Source organism: Pseudomonas tumuqii, assembly GCF_013184545.1.
GTDB classification, from domain to species: domain Bacteria; phylum Pseudomonadota; class Gammaproteobacteria; order Pseudomonadales; family Pseudomonadaceae; genus Aquipseudomonas; species Aquipseudomonas tumuqii.
In genome coordinates, this window is the sequence record NZ_JAAOJA010000008.1 from 126,781 (window position 1) to 145,207 (window position 18,427).

General features: G+C 62.8%; 14 protein-coding genes. 2 read left to right on the forward strand and 12 right to left on the reverse strand.

Annotation, left to right across the window (positions count from 1 at the left end; genetic code table 11):
- Window positions 1–54 precede the first annotated feature (54 nt).
- The 7 genes from nosR to G9C89_RS15835 all read right to left on the reverse strand — a co-directional run bounded on the left by nosR (window position 55) and on the right by G9C89_RS15835 (window position 9,558).
- Window positions 55–2,169 carry a transcriptional regulator NosR gene (nosR, locus tag G9C89_RS15805; RefSeq protein ID WP_256674213.1) on the reverse strand — a complete coding sequence of 705 codons (2,115 nt, stop codon included), beginning with the start codon at window positions 2,167–2,169 and terminating at the stop codon, window positions 55–57.
- A 423-nt stretch (window positions 2,170–2,592) separates the two neighbouring features.
- Window positions 2,593–3,840 (reverse strand): acyl-CoA dehydrogenase family protein, encoded by a 1,248-nt coding sequence (locus G9C89_RS15810; RefSeq protein ID WP_172149675.1) that lies wholly within the window; start codon window positions 3,838–3,840, stop codon window positions 2,593–2,595.
- 386 nt (window positions 3,841–4,226) lie between these two features.
- Window positions 4,227–4,667 (reverse strand): CopD family copper resistance protein, encoded by a 441-nt coding sequence (locus G9C89_RS15815; protein ID WP_172149677.1) that lies wholly within the window; start codon window positions 4,665–4,667, stop codon window positions 4,227–4,229.
- Window positions 4,668–4,820: 153 nt separating this feature from the next.
- Window positions 4,821–6,209 carry an oxygen-independent coproporphyrinogen III oxidase gene (gene hemN / locus G9C89_RS15820; RefSeq protein ID WP_172149679.1) on the reverse strand — a complete coding sequence of 463 codons (1,389 nt, stop codon included), beginning with the start codon at window positions 6,207–6,209 and terminating at the stop codon, window positions 4,821–4,823.
- A gap of 366 nt (window positions 6,210–6,575) precedes the next feature.
- A complete protein-coding gene (locus tag G9C89_RS15825; RefSeq protein WP_172149681.1) occupies window positions 6,576–7,274 on the reverse strand; it encodes an anaerobic ribonucleoside-triphosphate reductase activating protein in 699 nt (232 codons plus the stop codon).
- Window positions 7,271–7,438, reverse strand: coding sequence for an anaerobic ribonucleoside-triphosphate reductase (gene nrdD / locus G9C89_RS15830; protein ID WP_172149683.1), 168 nt, complete (start codon window positions 7,436–7,438; stop codon window positions 7,271–7,273). The genes G9C89_RS15825 and nrdD overlap by 4 nt, the downstream gene beginning before the upstream one ends.
- Before the next feature lie 95 nt (window positions 7,439–7,533).
- Window positions 7,534–9,558, reverse strand: a complete 2,025-nt coding sequence (locus G9C89_RS15835; protein ID WP_172149685.1) for a ribonucleoside triphosphate reductase — start codon at window positions 9,556–9,558, stop codon at window positions 7,534–7,536.
- 373 nt (window positions 9,559–9,931) lie between these two features.
- Here G9C89_RS15835 and G9C89_RS15840 point away from each other — a divergent pair, with 373 nt between their 5' ends.
- Entirely contained in the window at window positions 9,932–10,393 is a 462-nt protein-coding gene (locus tag G9C89_RS15840) for a methyltransferase family protein (RefSeq protein ID WP_172149687.1), read from the forward strand.
- Between the two features lie 121 nt (window positions 10,394–10,514).
- Window positions 10,515–12,809: a beta-glucosidase BglX gene (bglX, locus tag G9C89_RS15845; protein WP_172149689.1), complete on the forward strand. Its 2,295-nt coding sequence runs from the start codon at window positions 10,515–10,517 to the stop codon at window positions 12,807–12,809.
- Window positions 12,810–13,055: 246 nt separating this feature from the next.
- Here bglX and moaA read toward each other — a convergent pair whose 3' ends face one another.
- The 5 genes from moaA to narH all read right to left on the reverse strand — a co-directional run bounded on the left by moaA (window position 13,056) and on the right by narH (window position 18,425).
- Window positions 13,056–14,048, reverse strand: coding sequence for a GTP 3',8-cyclase MoaA (gene moaA, locus G9C89_RS15850; RefSeq protein WP_172149691.1), 993 nt, complete (start codon window positions 14,046–14,048; stop codon window positions 13,056–13,058).
- Between the two features lie 208 nt (window positions 14,049–14,256).
- Window positions 14,257–15,228, reverse strand: a complete 972-nt coding sequence (locus G9C89_RS15855) for a peptidylprolyl isomerase (protein WP_172149693.1) — start codon at window positions 15,226–15,228, stop codon at window positions 14,257–14,259.
- 95 nt (window positions 15,229–15,323) lie between these two features.
- Window positions 15,324–16,136 (reverse strand): respiratory nitrate reductase subunit gamma, encoded by an 813-nt coding sequence (narI, locus tag G9C89_RS15860; RefSeq protein ID WP_172149695.1) that lies wholly within the window; start codon window positions 16,134–16,136, stop codon window positions 15,324–15,326.
- Window positions 16,129–16,884, reverse strand: a complete 756-nt coding sequence (gene narJ, locus G9C89_RS15865) for a nitrate reductase molybdenum cofactor assembly chaperone (RefSeq protein WP_172149697.1) — start codon at window positions 16,882–16,884, stop codon at window positions 16,129–16,131. Before narJ ends, narI begins: the two co-directional genes overlap by 8 nt.
- Before the next feature lie 2 nt (window positions 16,885–16,886).
- Window positions 16,887–18,425, reverse strand: a complete 1,539-nt coding sequence (narH, locus tag G9C89_RS15870) for a nitrate reductase subunit beta (protein WP_172149699.1) — start codon at window positions 18,423–18,425, stop codon at window positions 16,887–16,889.
- Window positions 18,426–18,427 lie beyond the last annotated feature (2 nt).

An 18,427-nucleotide genomic window follows, 5' to 3' on the forward strand; every position in this document is an offset into this window, starting at 1 on the left:
TTATCGCTCACGGTGCTGCTCCTTGACTAGATAAATGCGGCCGCGCTCAGGCGGTTATAGGGCTCGTTCAGGGACGAGTACTTGCACTACGGGTATCAACTCGGCGCTGACAGGAGCCTTCTTGCTGCGTTTCTTCTGCTTGAGAATCAGCGGCGGGCACTTGTCGTCGTTGTGGTAGGTCATCTGGCAATCGAGGCAGTAGTGGCACTCGTTGTGATTGATATGACCATCCGGGTGGATCGCCTGGATCTCGCATTCCTTGGCACACAGCTGGCACGGGTTGCCACACTCCTTGCGCCGCTTGAGCCAGTCGAACAGGCGGAACTTGCTCGGAATCGCCAGCGCCGCGCCCAGCGGGCAGACATAACGGCAGTAGACCTTGCGGGTGAATATGTTGATCACCAGGAGAATCACCGCGTAGAGCACGAACCACCACTGGCGGTCGAATTTGAGGGTGATGGCGGTCTTGAACGGCTCCACTTCGGCGAAGCGCTCGGCGGTGGCCAGCGATTCCAGGGAGAGGCCGAACAGCAGCAACAGGATGATGTACTTGATCGCCCAGAGCCGCTCATGCAGCGCGAAGGGCAGCTCGTACTGGGGAATTTTCAGTTTGCGCGCGGCCTCGTTGATCAGCTCCTGCAGGGCGCCGAAGGGGCACAGCCAGCCGCAGAACACACCACGGCCCCAGAGCAGGATGCTGGCGGCGGTGAAGGTCCAGATAATGAAGATGATCGGGTCGGTGAGGAACAGCTCCCAGCGGAAATCCTGCACCAGGGCATGCACGAAGGTCAGCACGTTGACCACCGACAACTGGCCCAGGGCATACCAGCCGATGAACACCACGGTGAAGATCAGGTAACCACGGCGCAACCAATGGAGGAAGTGCGGGCGCTGGGTGAACTTGTCCTGGAGGAACAGGATCACCGTGAGCAGCAGCAACGCCAGGCTGATCACGCCGATCTGGAAGCTTTTCTGGTACCAGATATTCAGCCACAGCGGCCGATTGGCTTCTTCGACGGCAGCCAGTTCGGCGGCGGTCGGTTGCGGCCGCTCGAGGTACTCTTCCGGCATCTGATAAGGCAGCTCGAAACTGCTGAAGATCCCGCTAGTCGGGCCGGTCTGCCGCTTCACCAGCAGCTCCAGGACCCAGGGCGAGCCAGGATCGAAAGCGGAAGACTCGCGCACGATAAAGATCGCCATCTCGCTGAAGTCCGGCATGCCCTCGGCATAGACATCGCTCAGGCGCTCGAAATCACGGTCACGGAAACTGATGGTTTCGCCAAACTGGCGCAGCTGCACCCGGTCGAAGATGCCACCGCGCACATAGCCCGAACCCTTGAACGAATAGCTGCCGCTGCCCAGCACGGCAATCGCCTGCTCGCCGGGCTTGAGCGCCGCCATGAGCAAGCGGTACTGGTTGTCGCCCAGCAGATTGCGGCCGATGGTCGGCGCGTTCAGGTGGGCGGTGTAGAGGTCGATGAAGGTATCGTCGACCTGCTCGGGGGCGGCCGCCTCGACGCCTTCGGCTTCGCTGCCCTTGAAGGCCTCGTCGACCTGGCCACGGGTCAGGTGCAGGCGGCGGATGGCGCCGTTGCCGGTCAGTTGAGTCCAGTCGGCAGGCTGGTAGAGATCCGCGCGCACCGTGGCCGGCTTCTGCGCCAGACCGGCATCGTCTTCGATCAAACCGAGCGACACCGCCACCTTGTGCGCGGCGCGCATCACCACTTCATTGACCACCATGACCGTCACGGTGGCGCCGGTGACCGCATCGACAGTCACCGCATCCGGGTCACTGGAACGGCCGACCACCACCCGCTGGTTGACCTTGATGCCTTGGTACTTGGCGTTGAAGGCGTGCAGTTTCGCTTCGGGGATGCCGATCAGCAGGATCGGCTCGTGGTGCTCGAGCACATAGGCGTCCTGAATCACGCCTGCGGTGTCGAGGATCACCTGCATGTTGATCGGCTTGCCGGAATAGGCCGGAATATCGATCACATCCAGGCTCTGGAATACATAGCCGAGCACCTTGTCGCCACTCGACAGGGTGCGCACCTTGAACTCGCCTTGCGGCTCGGAAACGCTATCGACCGCAGGCAGGGTCTGTTCGATGCGTTGTTGCTCGATGTCGCCGTAACTCTTGGCCTGCACGCCCTGGAAGGTTGCAAACATGCACGCGAACAAAACCGCGACAGCCACCCCCCATGAGCGCCAGGCACTGTGCAGGGAGGAGGTACTGTTCATGATGGACCGGCTTTGGCGGTTGGATCGAACGACCACCGTAGCACCGGTAGATGAACGACAGGGGATTACATTCGGCAGCTGACAGGTTTGCATATGACTTATCCGCCTTAGGCGGCTAGGAACGTGCCGTAATGGTAGGGGATGCATGCCCACCCTCCCCTTGACCAAAATCAAGTTGCGACATCCTGCCGCGGGGATGTGCACGCTGCACAGCGTCTGACCGGGCCAATGGCATTGAGCCAGTTGTGCGCACGGCGCACCTGCTCTGCGCCAGACCCTAGGGGGCGTCGCGCGCACCCAGTCGCGCTATCACAATCCGCAATGTCTTCGGATAATAGCTGACAAAATCGATCACATTCCGTGTGGGGTCAGATACGCCGCGGTCGCCCCGCGCGTGGCCGCGCTGGCCTTGAGTTCCATGCGCGCGATGCTGCGCAGATGCACCTGGTCCGGGCCGTCGGCGAAGCGCAGGGCGCGGCCGGTGGTCCACATATCGGCCAGCGGCGTGTCCGGGGTCAGGCCCATGGCGCCGTAGACCTGCATGGCGCGGTCGACCACGCGGGTGTGCATGCCCGGCACCAGTGCCTTGATCATGGCGATTTCCTTGCGCGCGGCCTTGGCGCCCACCTCGTCGATCATCCAGGCGGTCTTGAGTACCAGCAGCCGCGCCTGTTCGATCTCGATGCGCGACTCGGCGATCCAGTCGCCGATGTTGGCGTACTGGTGCAGATACTTGCCGAAGGCCTTGCGTTCCTGGCAGCGCTCGACCATCAACTCCAGGGCCAGCTCGGCCATGCCGATCGAGCGCATGCAGTGGTGCACGCGCCCGGGGCCGAGGCGCGCCTGGGCCATCATGAAGCCCGCGCCCTCCTCGCCCAGCAGGTTGTCGACCGGCACCCGCACATTGCGCAGCAGCAGCTCGCTATGGCCTTCCGGGGCGATGTGGTTCATCACCGGGATGTTGCGCAACAGCTCGACGCCGGGCGTATCGAACGGCACCAGGATCATGCTCTGCTGCTGATGGGCGTCAGCTTGCGGGTCGGTCTTGCCCATGACGATCAGCAGCTTGCAGTCGGGGTGCGAGGCATTGGTGATGAACCACTTGCGCCCGTTGATCACGTACTCGTCGCCGTCGCGGCGGATCAGGGTCTGGATGTTGCTGGCATCCGAAGACGGCACATCCGGCTCGGTCATGGCGAAGGCCGAGCGGATCTCGCCGTCGAGCAGTGGCAGCAACCAGCGCGTACGCTGCTCGGGCGTGGCGAACAGGTGCAGCAGCTCCATGTTGCCGGTGTCCGGCGCGTTGCAGTTGAACACCTCCGAGGCCCAGGACACGCGACCCATGATCTCCGCCAGCGGTGCGTACTCCAGATTGCTCAGGCGGGTGCCCGGCTCGTCCGCGCCAAGCGCCGGGAGGAACAGGTTCCACAATCCCTCGCTGCGGGCCAGGGCCTTGAGGTCAGCCATGAATGGCACCGGAAACTGGCCGGCGCCGACAGCTTGGTGCCAGGCGCCGATACGCGGCAGCACATGCTCATCCATGAAATTGCGCAGCTGCTGACGCAGTACTTCGGTGCGGGGGCTGTAGGCAAAGTGCATGGCGAACCTCGAATCGATCATGGAATTGAGGTACTACGTTAAGCCGCCACTCGAGCTAAACCCAGGATATTCGCCCGCCTGAATCGCTGCCCATCACAGCCGCTCAGCAGGCGAACAAGCTTGATCGAGATCATTACCTCGGCTGACAAAGCTGATAGTGGCGCGCAGGCTCTTGTAGCCCGGATGCAATCCGGGAGCGGTATTGCGGGTGCCAAAGCTCCCCGGATTTCATCCGGGCTACGGGACTGCTAGCAATAGCCTCATATTTCACAGGGGCTGCGATCCCGTAGGGTGGATGACGCTTTACCCATCCACCAATAGCGATGGTGGATGAAAACAGCGTCATCCCCCCTACTCAGCTCATAGCGGCCTTGGCCGCGATCCCGCTACCAGTGGATATAAAACATACCCTTGGCCAGCAGCACGATACCGAGCATCTGCGCCAGCACCGCCCAGTGCAGTTTGCGGTAGAGGCTCGGACTCATGCGCCCGGAGCGCAGCAGCATGGCGACCAGGCCGAAGCTGAGAAACAGGCTGACGGCCAGCAGGATTTTCAGGCTCAGCAAGGTGGCGAAACTGCTGGCGAAGGGATCGGCCAGCGCCTGGCGGTGCTGCCAGGCCAGGCCGAAGCCGGCGCCGTAGACCAGCAGCACCACCCAGTGCAGCACCGTGCGAGTGCGTTTGCCGAGGGCCTGTTCCAGCTCGAGCACAGCGCCAGGAGCCAGCTGCGGTTTGACCTTGGCGAGGATGATCACCTCGAAGAACAGCGTGCCGATAAAGGCAATCGCCGCCAGCAGGTGCACGACGTGCAGCAGTGAATAACTCATAACTGGATCCTTCCTGGTGAGCCGTCTCAGTGAGCCACCTCGAAATGATCGTAGGAGCCAGGGGGACGCCCAGTTCTTGCTGGCGATCTGATGGTCCCAAGATCGCTAGCAAGCTAGCTCCTACAAATACCAGTGGGTCAGGGCTGGCGCCCCTCAAACCGTACGCGAGAAGCGGCCCTTCTGCTCGCCACCGAGGTAGGCGTCGAAGGCCATGGCCACGCTGCGCATCATCAGGTGCCCCTGCGGCAGCAGCACCAGGGCGTCGTCGTGGATTTCCACCAGACGATCCGCCACATGCTCCTCGAGTGCCGCCAGGGAGTCGGCGAAGTAGTCCTTGAAGTTGATGCCGTGGCGCGCCTCGACAGTGGCGAAGTCGACCCGGCCATGGCACATCAGGGCGCTGATCACCTCGCGGCGCAGCAGGTCGTCGGCGTTCAGGCTGTAGCCACGATGCACCGGCAGCAGACCCTGGTCGAGGCGCGCGTAGTACTGCGAGAGTTCCTTGACGCTCTGGCTGTAGCTGTCGCCGACGTTGCCGATCGAGGACACGCCGAGGCCGATCAGGTCGCAATCGGCATGGGTGGAATAACCCTGGAAGTTACGCTGCAAGGTGCCATTGGCACGGGCCAGGGCCAGCTCGTCATCCGGCAGGGCGAAATGGTCCATGCCGATATACACGTAGCCGGCGTCGGTCAGGCGCTTGATGGTCAGTTCCAGCAGCTCCAGCTTGCGCTCCGGCGGCGGCATGTCTTCGCGGCGGATCAGGCGTTGCGCGCGCACCATTTCCGGCAGGTGGGCATAGCTGTAGGCGGCGATACGATCCGGGCGCAGGGCGATGATCTTGCTCAGGGTGACGTCGAAGCTGGCCACCGTCTGCAGCGGCAGGCCGTAGATCAGGTCGACGCTGACCGACTTGAAGCGCTCCTCGCGCGCGGCGGCGACCAGGGCGTAGACCTGCTCCTCGCTCTGCACCCGGTTGACCGCCGCTTGCACATCCGCATCGAAGTCCTGCACGCCGAAGCTCAGGCGGTTGAAGCCGAGCGCACGCAAATGCTGGATCTGTTCGGTGCTGATGGTGCGCGGGTCGACCTCGATGGAGAACTCGTGGTCGTCACTGTCATCCATGTTGAACGCCTGGTGCAAGGTGGCCATCAGGTCGGCCAGTTGCTCGCTGGTCAGGTAGGTCGGCGTGCCGCCGCCCAGGTGCAACTGGGTCAGCTTGCGCGTGCTGTCGAACAACGCCGCCTGCATGGCGATCTCGCGTTTGAGATAGGTCAGGTACTCCACCGCGCGGTGGGTCTTCTTGGTGATGATCTTGTTGCAGGCGCAGTAGTAGCAAAGGCTCTGGCAGAACGGGATGTGGATATACAACGACAACGGCTTGGGCGCGACCGCCTGATTGCTGGCGGCAACGGCGTTCTGATAGTCGTCCATGGCAAACGCCTGATGGAACTGCGGCGCGGTGGGATAGGAGGTATAGCGCGGCCCCGGGCGATCGTACTTCTCGACCAGTGCGCGATTGAAGTTCAGCGATTGGTCCATGTTCGACCACCTCGTAGCATGAATAGGAAGACCGCGACTGCGGCTAGCGCAGCGCCCGCCCTGCCCGCCTCGGGAGCCGGCAATAATGCCGCGATTGTACGGCGCCGCACAGGCGCTGCACCTGACGAGAGTCAATTCTCGCGCACAACCCCGTTCCCGCTACGTGCACCGCTGTTGTGGGCGGTTAGCCTGATCGTCGCCCGGCCCACCCACCTGCGAATACACAGGTTGGGTCGGGCCGCGTAGGTTGAGCGAAGCGAAGCCCAACGGGCAAAAACCGCTAATGCCGGAACCCAACTATAGCCGTTGAGCTGACACGCTCCCGCCCCACTCTGCGACATGGCGCTGAATATGTCGGCTTGGCGATCAATGATCACGCAATTCGAAATGCGGGAACAGTTGTTCCAGGCGCAACCACAGCTCGCCCGCCGCGTTCGGCGTCGCGGTCATGGGTAGCTCCGGGTCGAGCATGCGCGCGCTGCGCACCAACTGCACGGCAAAGCGTTCGACGCCGAAGGCATGCAGTCGCTGGCCGATGCGCCAGAGCTTTTCCACATCCAGCAGGTGCCAGTGCACGGTGGTGCGGCATTCGTAGTCCACGCCGCTGGCCAGCAGGTGTTCCAGGCTGCGCCAGTTGGCCTTGCCGCTGCCGCTGACCCCGGTGATCAGCTCGGCATCCTCGGCCAGGGCCTTGATGTCGAAACCGACCCAGTCCGCTGCCTTGATCGCCCAGGAGAACGCCCAGGGCTTGATCCCGGCACTGTGCAGGCCGATGCGATAACCCAGCGCACGCGCCTCGTCCATCGCCGGCACCAGGCCACCCTGCAAGGTCGCCTCGCCGCCACTGAACACCACGGCCTGCAGCAAGCCCTGACGTCGCTGGAGGAAATCCAGCACCTGCGTCCAGGCGATTTCATGCTCGCCACGGGCCGGGATCAGGTCCGGGTTGTGGCAGTAACGACAGCGCCAGGCGCAGCCCTGACAGAACAGCACACAGGCCAGCAGCCCGGGGTAGTCGAGGGTGGTCAGGGGCACCATGCCCCCGACCCGTAGCGCTCTGCTCACGCAGCGCGTACTCGCGCCGCCGCTTCGGTGAAGTGCTGGCGCTCAAAGTGCTCGGACTGCTTGCCCGGGTTGAAGGCGGTGACCGGGCGGTGATAGCCCATCACCCGGGTCCAGACTTCGCAGCGTTGGCGTTGTGCTTCGGGGAGTTGCTGGGTGCTTTGCATGGTGTCGCTCCTTGCTGTGGGTAAAGGGTTCGTGGAGCCATGCCCGAGAAACCAACGATGCGAAAGCATCGCGGGCATGGCCCGCTCCTACGCGTTCAAGAGGCGCAGTTTGCGGCGGGGCAGCTTTGCTGCTTCTGTAGCAGCGCCTCGTCGCATTTCGGGCAGAACTCGTGTTCGCCATCCAGGTAGCCGTGCACCGGGCAAATCGAGAACGTCGGGGTAATCGTCAGGTACGGCAGGCGGAAACGCCCCAGGGCATTGCGCACCAGTTGCTTGCAGGCCTGGATCGAGGAAATCCGCTCGGCCATGTACAGGTGCAGCACGGTGCCGCCGGTGTACTTGCACTGCAGTTCGTCCTGCAGTTCCAGCGCCTCGAAGGGGTCGTCGGTGAAACCCACCGGCAATTGCGAGGAGTTGGTGTAGTAAGGCGCATCAAAGGTGCCGGCCTGGAGAATGTCCGGGTAGCGCTTGCGGTCTTCCTTGGCGAAGCGGTAGGTGGTGCCCTCGGCCGGCGTGGCCTCGAGGTTGTACATCTGCCCGGTTTCTTCCTGGAAGCGCACCAGGGTGGCCCGCACATGGTCGAGCAGGAGCAAGGCGAATTCACGGCCCTTCGGCGTATGCATGCCCTCCTCATCGCCGGTGAAGTTGCGCAGCATCTCGTGCATGCCATTCAGGCCGATGGTCGAGAAGTGATTGCGCAGGGTGCCCAGGTAACGCTTGGTATAGGGATAGAGACCGGCGTCCATGTGGTGCTGGATCACCTTGCGCTTGACCTCCAGGCTCTCCATCGCCAGTTCCATCAACTGGTCGAGGCGCTTGAGCAGGCCCTGGGTGTCGCCCTTGAACAGATAGCCCAGGCGTGCGCAGTTGATGGTCACCACACCCAGCGAGCCGGTCTGCTCGGCCGAGCCGAACAGGCCGCCACCGCGCTTGAGCAGTTCGCGCACGTCCAGTTGCAGGCGGCAGCACATCGAGCGCACCTGATTGGGTTGCATGTCGGAATTGAGGAAATTCTGGAAGTACGGCAGGCCGTAGCGTGCGGTCATCTCGAACAGGCGGTCGGCGTTCTCGCTGTCCCAGGGAAAGTCATGGGTGATGTTGTAGGTCGGAATCGGGAAGGTGAACACCCGGCCCATGGCGTCGCCGGCCTGCATCACCTCGATATAGGCGCGGTTGATCAGTTCCATTTCGGCCTGCAGGTCGCCATAGGCGAAGGGCATTTCCACCCCGCCGATATAGGGGATCTGCTCGCGCAGGTCTTCCGGGCAGACCCAGTCGAAGGTCAGGTTGGTGAACGGTGTCTGAGTACCCCAGCGCGACGGCACATTGAGGTTGTAGATGAATTCCTGAATCGCCTGGCGCACTTCGGCAAAGCCCAGGTTGTCCTTGCGCACATAGGGCGCCAGATAGGTATCGAAGGAGCTGAAGGCCTGAGCCCCGGCCCACTCGTTCTGCAAGGTGCCGAGGAAGTTGACCATCTGCCCCAGGGCACTGGACAGATGCTTGGGCGGTCCCGCCTCGACCCGCCCGGGAATGCCGTTGAAACCCTCGTTGAGCAGGCTGCGCAGCGACCAGCCGGCGCAGTAACCGGCGAGCATGTCCAGGTCGTGGACATGCAGATCGGCCTCGCGGTGCGCCAGGCCGATGCTCTCGCTGTACACCTCGTCCAGCCAGTAGTTGGCAGTGACCTTGCCCGACACGTTGAGAATCAGCCCGCCGAGGGAATAGCCCTGGTTGGCGTTGGCGCGCACCCGCCAGTCCTCGCGCGACAGGTATTCGTTCATCGACGCCGCCACATCCACCAGCGCCTTGCGATCACGGCGCAAGCGGCCATGGCGCTCGCGGTAGACGATATAGGCGCGTGCGGTCTGGTAGAAACCGGCCTCCATCAGCACCCGCTCGACGCGGTCCTGCACCTGTTCGACGTCGATACTGGGCAAGTCCAGCAGGCGCAACAGCACCGCTTCGGCCAACTCCCCCGCCAGTACCTCGTCGAACTCGCCGCTGGCCTCGCCCGCCGCGATGATCGCCTGACGAATCTTGCCGAGATCGAACGCGGCGATGCTGCCATCGCGCTTGCATAACTGCTGAGGATGAAGGGCTTTAACCGGGCTGAGCATGTCGCCTCCTGACACTACATATAGATATTTATTTATCTGAAACCACAATATGCAGTGAAAGTTACCCGAGAAACGCCAAGCCGGGATTGACCTCGATCAAGATCCACGAACGCTCCGAACCGGCCAGCTTCAGCGCTGGCAGCAACCCCCGTAGCTCAGCCGGACACCTAACCCGTAGGGTGCGCCGCGCGCACCAGGCACCACAGACAGTCGGTGTGCACGGCACAGCCTATGAAGCCATGCCGTCGAGCCAGGGATTTTTGCGTTGAGCGTGGTTGAATCAGGCAGGCGTAATGCCACCGGTGATCGACTCTTTACTGAACCAGTCAGAGCACCCTACCCTGCACCCCGAAACCCATCCCAAGGACAGCCTATGCAAGCACTTGAAAACAGGATTCCACCGCCACTGGTCGCGACCCTGTTCGCGCTGTTCATGTGGGCACTTTCAAGCGTTGTGCCGGGCATCGAGGTGAGCGATTCGCTGCGCATAGCCACCACACTGGCCGTGCTGTTGCTTGGCGCGTTCTTCTGTCTGGCGGGTGTGCTGTCGTTCCGCCGGGCCAGGACCACAGTCAACCCGCTGAAGCCGGAAACGGCATCGGCGCTGGTGAGTTCGGGGATCTATCGGGTTTCGCGCAACCCGATGTACCTTGGCTTTGCGCTGTTTCTCGCTGCTTGGGCGGTGTTTCTCGCATCGCCCTGGGCTCTGCTCGGGGTGTTGGGGTTCATCCTCTATATGAACCGCTTGCAGATCGCCGCGGAGGAGCGTGCGCTTGAACTGTTGTTTGGCGCTGAATTTGAGCGCTATAAATCCAGAGTTCGCCGCTGGTTGTGAGCCATAATGCCGGGCTGTTGACCTGGCTGGATTCTGTTGGGCCGCGTACCAACCCACAAATTCGTACTCTCGGACAGCCTCCCCGGCGTCCAAGCATTGCATTACTCAGGAATACCATCGAATGAACAGGCTGTATCTGCTTGGCCTCATAGCCTGCTTTACCAGTCACGCGGCTCTGGCCGGGACCTCCCCCGCCCTGCTGGATAACAAACAGGCCTTCATCGCCGATTTGATGACGCAGATGACGCTCGAGGAAAAGGTCGGGCAATTGCGCTTGATCAGCATCGGCGGGGATATGCCGCGCCCGCGCATCCTCGAGGAGATCGCCGCCGGCAATATCGGTGGCACCTTCAATACGGTGACGCGCCGCGACAATCGCCCCATGCAGGACGCCGCGGTACAGAACAGCCGGCTGAAGATTCCACTGTTCTTCGCCTACGACGTGATCCATGGCCACCGCACCATTTTTCCGATCAGCCTGGCGCTGGCGTCGAGTTGGGATTTGCAGGCGATTGCCCTGAGCGGTCGCATCGCCGCCATCGAGGCGAGTGCCGACGGCCTCGACATGACGTTTGCGCCAATGATTGATATCACCCGCGATCCGCGCTGGGGGCGCACCTCGGAAGGCTTTGGCGAAGATCCGTATCTGGTGTCGCAGATTGCCCGGACCATGGTCAAGGCCTTGCAAGGGGCAAAACCCAGCGCCGCCGACAGTGTGATGGCCAGCGTCAAGCACTTCGCCCTGTATGGTGCGGTCGAGGGCGGGCGCGATTACAACGTGGTGGATATGAGCCCGATGCGCATGTATCAGGACTATCTGCCGCCCTACCATGCTGCCGTTGACGCCGGTGCGGGCGGCTTGATGGTCGCCCTGAATACCATCAACGGCGTGCCGGCCACCGCCAACACCTGGCTGATGCAGGATCTGCTGCGCCGCGATTGGGGCTTCCGCGGGGTTACGATCAGCGACCACGGGGCGATCACCGAACTGGTCAGCCACGGGATTGCCAGGGATGGGCGCGAGGCCGCCAAGCTGGCGATCAAGGCCGGTATCGACATGAGCATGGCCGACTCGCTGTATCGCCAGGAGCTGCCCGCACTGGTGCGCGCGGGCGAGGTCAAGGTGCAGGAGATCGACAATGCCGTGCGTGAAGTGCTCGGTGCCAAATACGACCTGGGCTTGTTCCATGATCCGTACCGGCGCATCGGCATCGCCGCCGAAGACCCGGCCGAAGTCAACGCCGAAAGCCGCCTGCACCGCGCCGAGGCCAGGGTAGTGGCGCGCCAGTCGATGGTCTTGCTGAAAAATCACCAGCAGACCCTGCCGCTGAAAAAGACCGCCAGCATTGCCCTGGTTGGCCCGCTGGCGGATTCGCCCATCGACATGCTGGGTAGCTGGTCGGCAGCCGGGGTTGCCGGCCAGTCGGTAACGCTGCGCCAGGGCCTGAACGCGGCGCTGGGCGAGCAGGCGCGGGTGATTTACGCCCTTGGGGCGAACGTGACCGATGACCAGCACATTATCGACTACCTGAACTTCCTCAAAGAGGACAAGCCGGTGGTCGTGCTGGACCCGCGCCCGCCCGCCGAGTTGATCGCCGAAGCGCTGCAAGCCGCCGAACAGGCCGATGTGATAGTCGCGGCGGTTGGCGAGGCGCGCGGGATGTCACACGAATCCTCGAGCCGCACGCGTCTGGATATCCCCCCCAGCCAGCAGGCGTTGCTGCGTGCGCTGAAGAAGACCGGCAAACCGCTGGTGCTGGTGTTGATGAACGGCCGGCCGCTGGCACTCAACTGGGAGCAGGCCAACGCCGACGCGATACTGGAAACCTGGTTCAGCGGCACCGAGGGCGGTCATGCGATTGCCGACGTCCTGTTCGGCGATTACAACCCGTCCGGCAAGCTGCCCATCACCTTCCCGCGCACGGTCGGGCAGATTCCGACCTACTACAACCACTTGCGGCTCGGTCGTCCATTTGTCGAGGGCCATCCGGGCAACTACACCTCGCAGTACTTCGAGGAACCCAACGGGCCGCTGTATCCGTTCGGCTATGGCTTGAGCTATACCGATTTCAGCCTTTCCGAGTTGCAGCTTTCAAGCCGCCGCCTGGCGCGCGACGGCACCCTCGACGTCAGCCTGACCCTGAAAAACACCGGGGCGCGCGACGGCGCGACTATCGTTCAGCTGTATATCCGCGACATGGCGGCTTCCGTGGTGCGTCCGGTCAAAGAGTTGAAGCGCTTTCGCAAAATCACGCTCAAGGCCGGCGAACAAACCCAGGTGCGTTTCAGCATCAATGAAGATGACCTAAAGTTTTTCAACGCGCAGTTGCAACACCTGGCCGAGCCGGGTGAATTCGAGGTGCAGATCGGCCTGGATTCGCAAACCGTGCAGACCCAGCGCTTCGAGTTGCTGTAGCGCATTGCAGGCAGCAACTTACCCTGGGTAAAGAAGGCCATGACTCATTTACCTGTTCGGGCCATGCCCGCGATCCGTGCGCGGCCAGCGGGTAGGTTGGGTCGGGCGCCGTTCCGCTGAGGAGCAACGCGACATGCCGCTGTCTGTTGGGCTTCGCTGCGCTCAACGCCAGCCTACGATTTATCGCCTCTGGGGACATAGCCAAAAAAAGGCCGCTCAGGGGCGGCCAAATGGGAGGGTAAAACGTTAGCCGCCGCTGGCGTTCATGAAACGCAGGATCTTCACCTCGCCATCGGCGCTGAATTCGTGGCGCAGTGGTTTGCGTTGCAGGGCCTGCTGCACCGCCTCGATGATCGGTTGATCGTCCAGCGGGTAGCGGCGCACCAGGGCACGCAGGTCGATGGAGTTTTCATGGCCAAGGCACAACAGCAGGCGGCCTTCGACGGTCAGGCGCACGCGGTTGCAGGTGCTGCAGAAATTGTGCGAATTCGGCGAGATGAAGCCGATGCGGGTAGCCGCATGCTCCTTCAGGCGCATATAGCGCGCCGGTCCGCCGCTGTGTTCGGCACTGTCGAGTACGGCATGCCGGCTGGCGATCAGGTTACGTACCTCTTCGCTGGAACAGTACGACTCGCCGCGTGAACGGCCGACATCGCCCAGGGGCATTTCTTCGATGAAGCTGATATCCAGCTGCCGGGCGATGGCGTAGTCGACCAGATCGAGCACTTCGTCGAAGTTGCGTCCTTTCATCACCACCGCGTTGAGCTTGATCCGCTCGAAACCGGCCTCGCGCGCCGCTTCGATGCCGTCCAGCACCTGGCGCAGGCTGCCGGTGCGGGTGATGCCGCGAAACTTGCCCGGATCGAGGCTGTCGAGGCTGATGTTCAGGCGTTTGACCCCGGCGTCGGCCAGCGGCCTGGCCAGTTTGACCAGTTGCGAGCCGTTGCTGGTCATCACCAGTTCGCGCAGGCCGGGCAAGGCGGCGACGCGCTGGCACAGCTCGACGATGCCCGTGCGTACCAGCGGCTCGCCACCGGTCAGGCGGATCTTCTTCACCCCCAGACCGACGAACAGCGCCGCCAGGCGGTACAGTTCTTCGAGGCCGAGCACCTGCTGACGCGGCAGGAAGGTCATGTCTTCGGCCATGCAATAGACACAGCGAAAATCACACCTGTCGGTGACCGACATGCGCAGGTAATCGATAGTGCGGCCAAAGCCATCCTGCAGTTGTGAGTCCATCGTTCCTCCGATAGCTGGGCTACCTATTGCTGTTAGCATCCAGCGTAAGGCTTGCGATCTCGTAGGGTGGATGACGCTTTATCCATCCACCAATTGAGGTGGTGGATGAAAAAGGCGTCATCCACCCTACCCACTTCCCGTAGCCCGGATGCAATCCGGGGAATTGCGCGCCGACAAGATTGTTCCCGGATTGCATCCGGGCAATGCATTACTGCAGCAGCGGTGAATCGGCGCCTTGCAAGCGGATGCCGACGATATCCGCCGCGCCAATCAGGGTTTGCAGGTACTGGGCCACGGCCTTCTGCCATACGCCCTGTTGCAGCAGGGTGCGGATGGAGCCGGCGACCACGTCGTAGGGCAACTCCTTGCCTTCGATGCGCTGGTCGACGCTGACCACATGCCAGCCGTAACGGCTTTCAAGCGGTTGACCGGCCAACCCGGCAGGCAGCTTGAACAGTTGCCGCTCGAACTCGGGCACGGTCTGGCCTTTGCTCAGTTGCCCCAACGCACCGGCCTGGGCCTTGGACGGACAGGCCGAGTGGGCCATGGCCAATTCGGCGAAACGACCACCATCCTGACGCAGCAGCTCGAGCAACTGATCGGCCTTCTCGCGCACCAGGCTGCGGGCCTCGGCATCGTCCGGGGCGCACTCGAGCAGGATATGCCGCGCCGCCAGCAAGGGCGCGGTGACGTAGCGCGCCCGATTGCTCTGGTAATAACGCTGGCAGCTTTCCTCGTCGCACTCCGGTAGCGCCACTTCCAGCTCGATCAGCTGGCGGGTGGCGGCCTCCTCCGCGCTTTCGCCGGGATCGGCTTGCACCGACAAGCCCAGCTCGACGATGCGCTGCTGCAGCAACTCACGGATCACCAGCGCCTGGGCGGCCAGAAACACCGCGTCCTCGCGACTGTCCGCCGGGTGATATTGCAGTTCCTGGGCCATCGCCTCGGGCGCGATAGTCACGCCGTTGACCGTGACCCGTGGCCATTCCTGCTCGCTGCTGGCGATCAGCGTGGGGGCTGACTCGACTTCCTCGGCGAGTGCCTCAGGTTCATCGGCCGTGGGCCGCGATTCCGGGGTTACCTCTTGTACGCCAGGGGCATCGACCATCAGATCGACTGGCGGCTTTTGTCCACCGCAACCGCCCTGCCCTGCATTGCCACCACCACATCCGCATCCCATGACAAGTTCCTCATTAATGCTTAGTTCATTGAAATGCCAAGTAACTGGTGGGCCGAAGCGGCTCGCCGCCCGGCCCACCACAGATCATTGACCGCTTAGATCTCCTTGGCCTTGACCGCACTCATGGCATAGCCTGGCTGCGGCGCTGGCACCGGGATTTCACGAGCGGGCTGGGCGAGCGGACGAACCTGCGGCCGTTGCGCGACCGGATGCACGCCCTTCTGCCGGACGATCTGGTAGCGCCGCCCCAGGTACCACACCGGTGCGCTGATGATGTGCACCAGGCGGGTGAAGGGGAACAGCACGAACAGGCTCAGGCCGAGGAATACGTGCAGCTTGTAGACCAGGCCCACCGGCGCGATGGCCGCAGCGGCTGCCATCGGTTGCAGGGTCACGGTGTACTGCGCCCAGTTGGCCAGCATCACCATCACCGAACCATCCATGTGGCTGGTCGAGGCGACGATGGTCAGCAGGCCCAGCACCAGTTGCACCAGCAGTACGACCAACACCAGCATGTCCGAGGTGCTGGAACTGGCCCGCACCCGCGGATCGCCGAGGCGACGTTTGAGCAGCATGACCAGGCCGATCAGGCAGAGGATGCCGAAGAAACCACCGGAGACCATGGCCAGCAGCTGCTTGTTCTGCGTACTGATGACCGAATGGTAGAGCGCCTCGGGCATCAACAGGCCGACGAAGTGGCCGGCCAGGACGAACAGCACGCCGACGTGGAACAGGTTGCTGGCGATGCGCATGTAGCGCTGCTCGGCCGCCGAGCGGGCGAAGATCTGGCTCGAGCCGGCCTTCCAGCTGTACTGCGACAGGTCGAAACGCGCCCAGCTGCCGATGATGCAGATGGCCAGGGCGATATAGGGATACACCCCGAACGCCAACAGATTGATATTAGACATTGCGCACCTCCTGAACCGGCTCGGCGGCCAGTCCTTCATGCTTGAAATCCACCCAGTGCAGCGGCACCGGCACGTCTTCGCGGGCCTTGCCCGGCGCACTCTGCATGCTCGGGCAGCGGTCCTGCTGCTCGGCCTGGAGGAAGTCCACGGCCTCCTCCTCCCAGATCTTGTCGAGGGCTTCGAGCGAGTCGTCACGCACCTCGGCGGCGACCTGTTCGCGCACCTCGGCCATGGCCTGCTGCGGCTCGACGCCGGCAATCTGCAGCAGCGCGCGGAAGCAGCTCGCGTAAGCGCTTTCACGCTCGTCCAGGCGAGTGGCCAGCAACGCCAGCAGGTGCGCGACATCGGCCAGGCCCTCGCGGGCCTCCAGATCGTCGCGGGTGGAGAGGAACTCCAGGTACAGCGGGATATAGTCCGGCAGCTCCTTGATGCCGATGGCGAAACCGGCCTCTTCGTACTGCGCCATCATGTCGACCATGGCCTGGCCACGATCACGCGACTCGCCGTGGACGTGCTCGAACAGCAGCAGCGACAGCGAGCGACCACGACCGAACAGCGCGCCGTAGTGCTCCTGGCCGTCCATCAGGTCGTTGTCGCAGATCAGTGCCAGCAGTTCCTGCAGCGCACTGCGTTGCTGCGGGCTGATCTCGCGGGTGGCGTCGATGGCCTGGGCCAGTTCGTCGCGAGCCTCCAGCAGTTGCTCGGTCGGGTAATCCAGCAACAGGGAAATCACCTTGAGAATTTGCATGCTCAGTCCTCCCACAACTGTACGGTTTTGAGGATGTCGCGCTTGTTGGCCTTCTTCGCCCCGAACATGTTGGTGTCGGAGGAGCCACTGCAACCGCTGCCGAAGCTGAAGCCACAGCCGGAACGCTCGGCGAAGGCATCGCTGGTCGCCTCCTCACGGTGCGCACTGGGGATGACGAAGCGGTCTTCGTAGTTGGCGATGGCCAGGTAGCGGTACATGTCTTCGACCTGGGCCACGCTCAGGCCGACATCGGCCAGCACTTGCAGGTCCTGCACGCCGTCGACCTGCTCGGAACGCTTGTAGGCACGCATCGCCAGCAGCCGCTTGAGAGCCAGCTTGACCGGGATGACGTCGCCGGCGGTGAGCAGGTTGGCCAGGTAACGCAGCGGGATGCGCAGGCTGTCGACATCCGGGATCACCCCGTTCATGCCCACGGTGCCAGCGGTCGCGGCGTTCTGGATCGGCGACAGCGGCGGCACGTACCAGACCATCGGCAGGGTGCGGTATTCCGGGTGCAACGGCAGCGCCAGCTTCCAGTCGACCGCCAGTTTGTACACCGGTGATTTCTGCGCGGCGTCGATCACCGACATCGGTACGCCGTCGGCCAGGGCCTGGGCGATGACTTTCGGGTCATTCGGGTCGAGGAAGATCTCCAGTTGCTTGTGGTACAGGTCCTGCTCGTTCGGCGTGCTGGCCACTTCAAGGATGCGGTCGGCGTCATACAGCAACACGCCGAGGTAGCGGATGCGACCGACGCAGGTTTCCGAACACACGGTCGGCATGCCGGCCTCGATGCGCGGGTAGCAGAAGATGCACTTCTCGGATTTGCCGCTCTTCCAGTTGAAGTAGATCTTCTTGTACGGGCAGCCGCTGATGCACATGCGCCAGCCGCGGCATTTTTCCTGGTCGATGAGGACGATGCCGTCTTCTTCGCGCTTGTAGATCGCCCCGCTCGGGCAGGAGGCCGCGCAGGTCGGGTTGAGGCAGTGCTCGCACAGACGCGGCAGGTACATCATGAAAGTATTTTCATACTCGCCATAGATGTCGGCCTGGATCTGGTCGAAGTTCTTGTCCTTGCGCCGCTTGGCGAACTCGGTGCCGAGAATCTCTTCCCAGTTCGGGCCCCACTCGATCTTCTGCATGCGCTTGCCGGTGATCACCGAACGCGGTCGTGCGACCGGCTGGTGTTCACCCAGGGGGGCGGTGTGCAGATGCTGGTAGTCGAAATCGAACGGCTCGTAGTAGTCGTCGATGGTCGGCAGGTCCGGGTTGGCGAAGATGTTCGCCAACACGCGGAACTTGCCGCCGATCTTCGGGTTGATCGAGCCGTCCTTGTTGCGGATCCAGCCGCCGCGCCATTTGTCCTGGTTTTCCCACTCCTTGGGATAGCCGATCCCGGGCTTGGTCTCGACGTTGTTGAACCAGGCGTATTCCATTCCTTCGCGGCTGGTCCAGACGTTCTTGCAGGTGATCGAACAGGTGTGGCAACCGATGCACTTGTCCAGATTGAGGACCATGCCGACTTGCGAACGAATTTTCATGG

Coding starts and splice junctions, on each gene's coding strand:
- G9C89_RS15810 (WP_172149675.1), bottom strand. CDS start 3,840: ATGCACTTTGCCTACAGCCCCCGCACCGAAGTACTGCGTCAGCAGCTG.
- G9C89_RS15855 (WP_172149693.1), bottom strand. CDS start 15,228: ATGGGATGCGGATGTGGTGGTGGCAATGCAGGGCAGGGCGGTTGCGGT.
- hemN (WP_172149679.1), bottom strand. CDS start 6,209: ATGGACCAATCGCTGAACTTCAATCGCGCACTGGTCGAGAAGTACGAT.
- nrdD (WP_172149683.1), bottom strand. CDS start 7,438: ATGCAAAGCACCCAGCAACTCCCCGAAGCACAACGCCAACGCTGCGAA.
- moaA (WP_172149691.1), bottom strand. CDS start 14,048: ATGGACTCACAACTGCAGGATGGCTTTGGCCGCACTATCGATTACCTG.
- G9C89_RS15835 (WP_172149685.1), bottom strand. CDS start 9,558: ATGCTCAGCCCGGTTAAAGCCCTTCATCCTCAGCAGTTATGCAAGCGC.
- G9C89_RS15840 (WP_172149687.1), top strand. CDS start 9,932: ATGCAAGCACTTGAAAACAGGATTCCACCGCCACTGGTCGCGACCCTG.
- narH (WP_172149699.1), bottom strand. CDS start 18,425: ATGAAAATTCGTTCGCAAGTCGGCATGGTCCTCAATCTGGACAAGTGC.
- G9C89_RS15815 (WP_172149677.1), bottom strand. CDS start 4,667: ATGAGTTATTCACTGCTGCACGTCGTGCACCTGCTGGCGGCGATTGCC.
- bglX (WP_172149689.1), top strand. CDS start 10,515: ATGAACAGGCTGTATCTGCTTGGCCTCATAGCCTGCTTTACCAGTCAC.
- narJ (WP_172149697.1), bottom strand. CDS start 16,884: ATGCAAATTCTCAAGGTGATTTCCCTGTTGCTGGATTACCCGACCGAG.
- nosR (WP_256674213.1), bottom strand. CDS start 2,169: ATGTTTGCAACCTTCCAGGGCGTGCAGGCCAAGAGTTACGGCGACATC.
- narI (WP_172149695.1), bottom strand. CDS start 16,136: ATGTCTAATATCAATCTGTTGGCGTTCGGGGTGTATCCCTATATCGCC.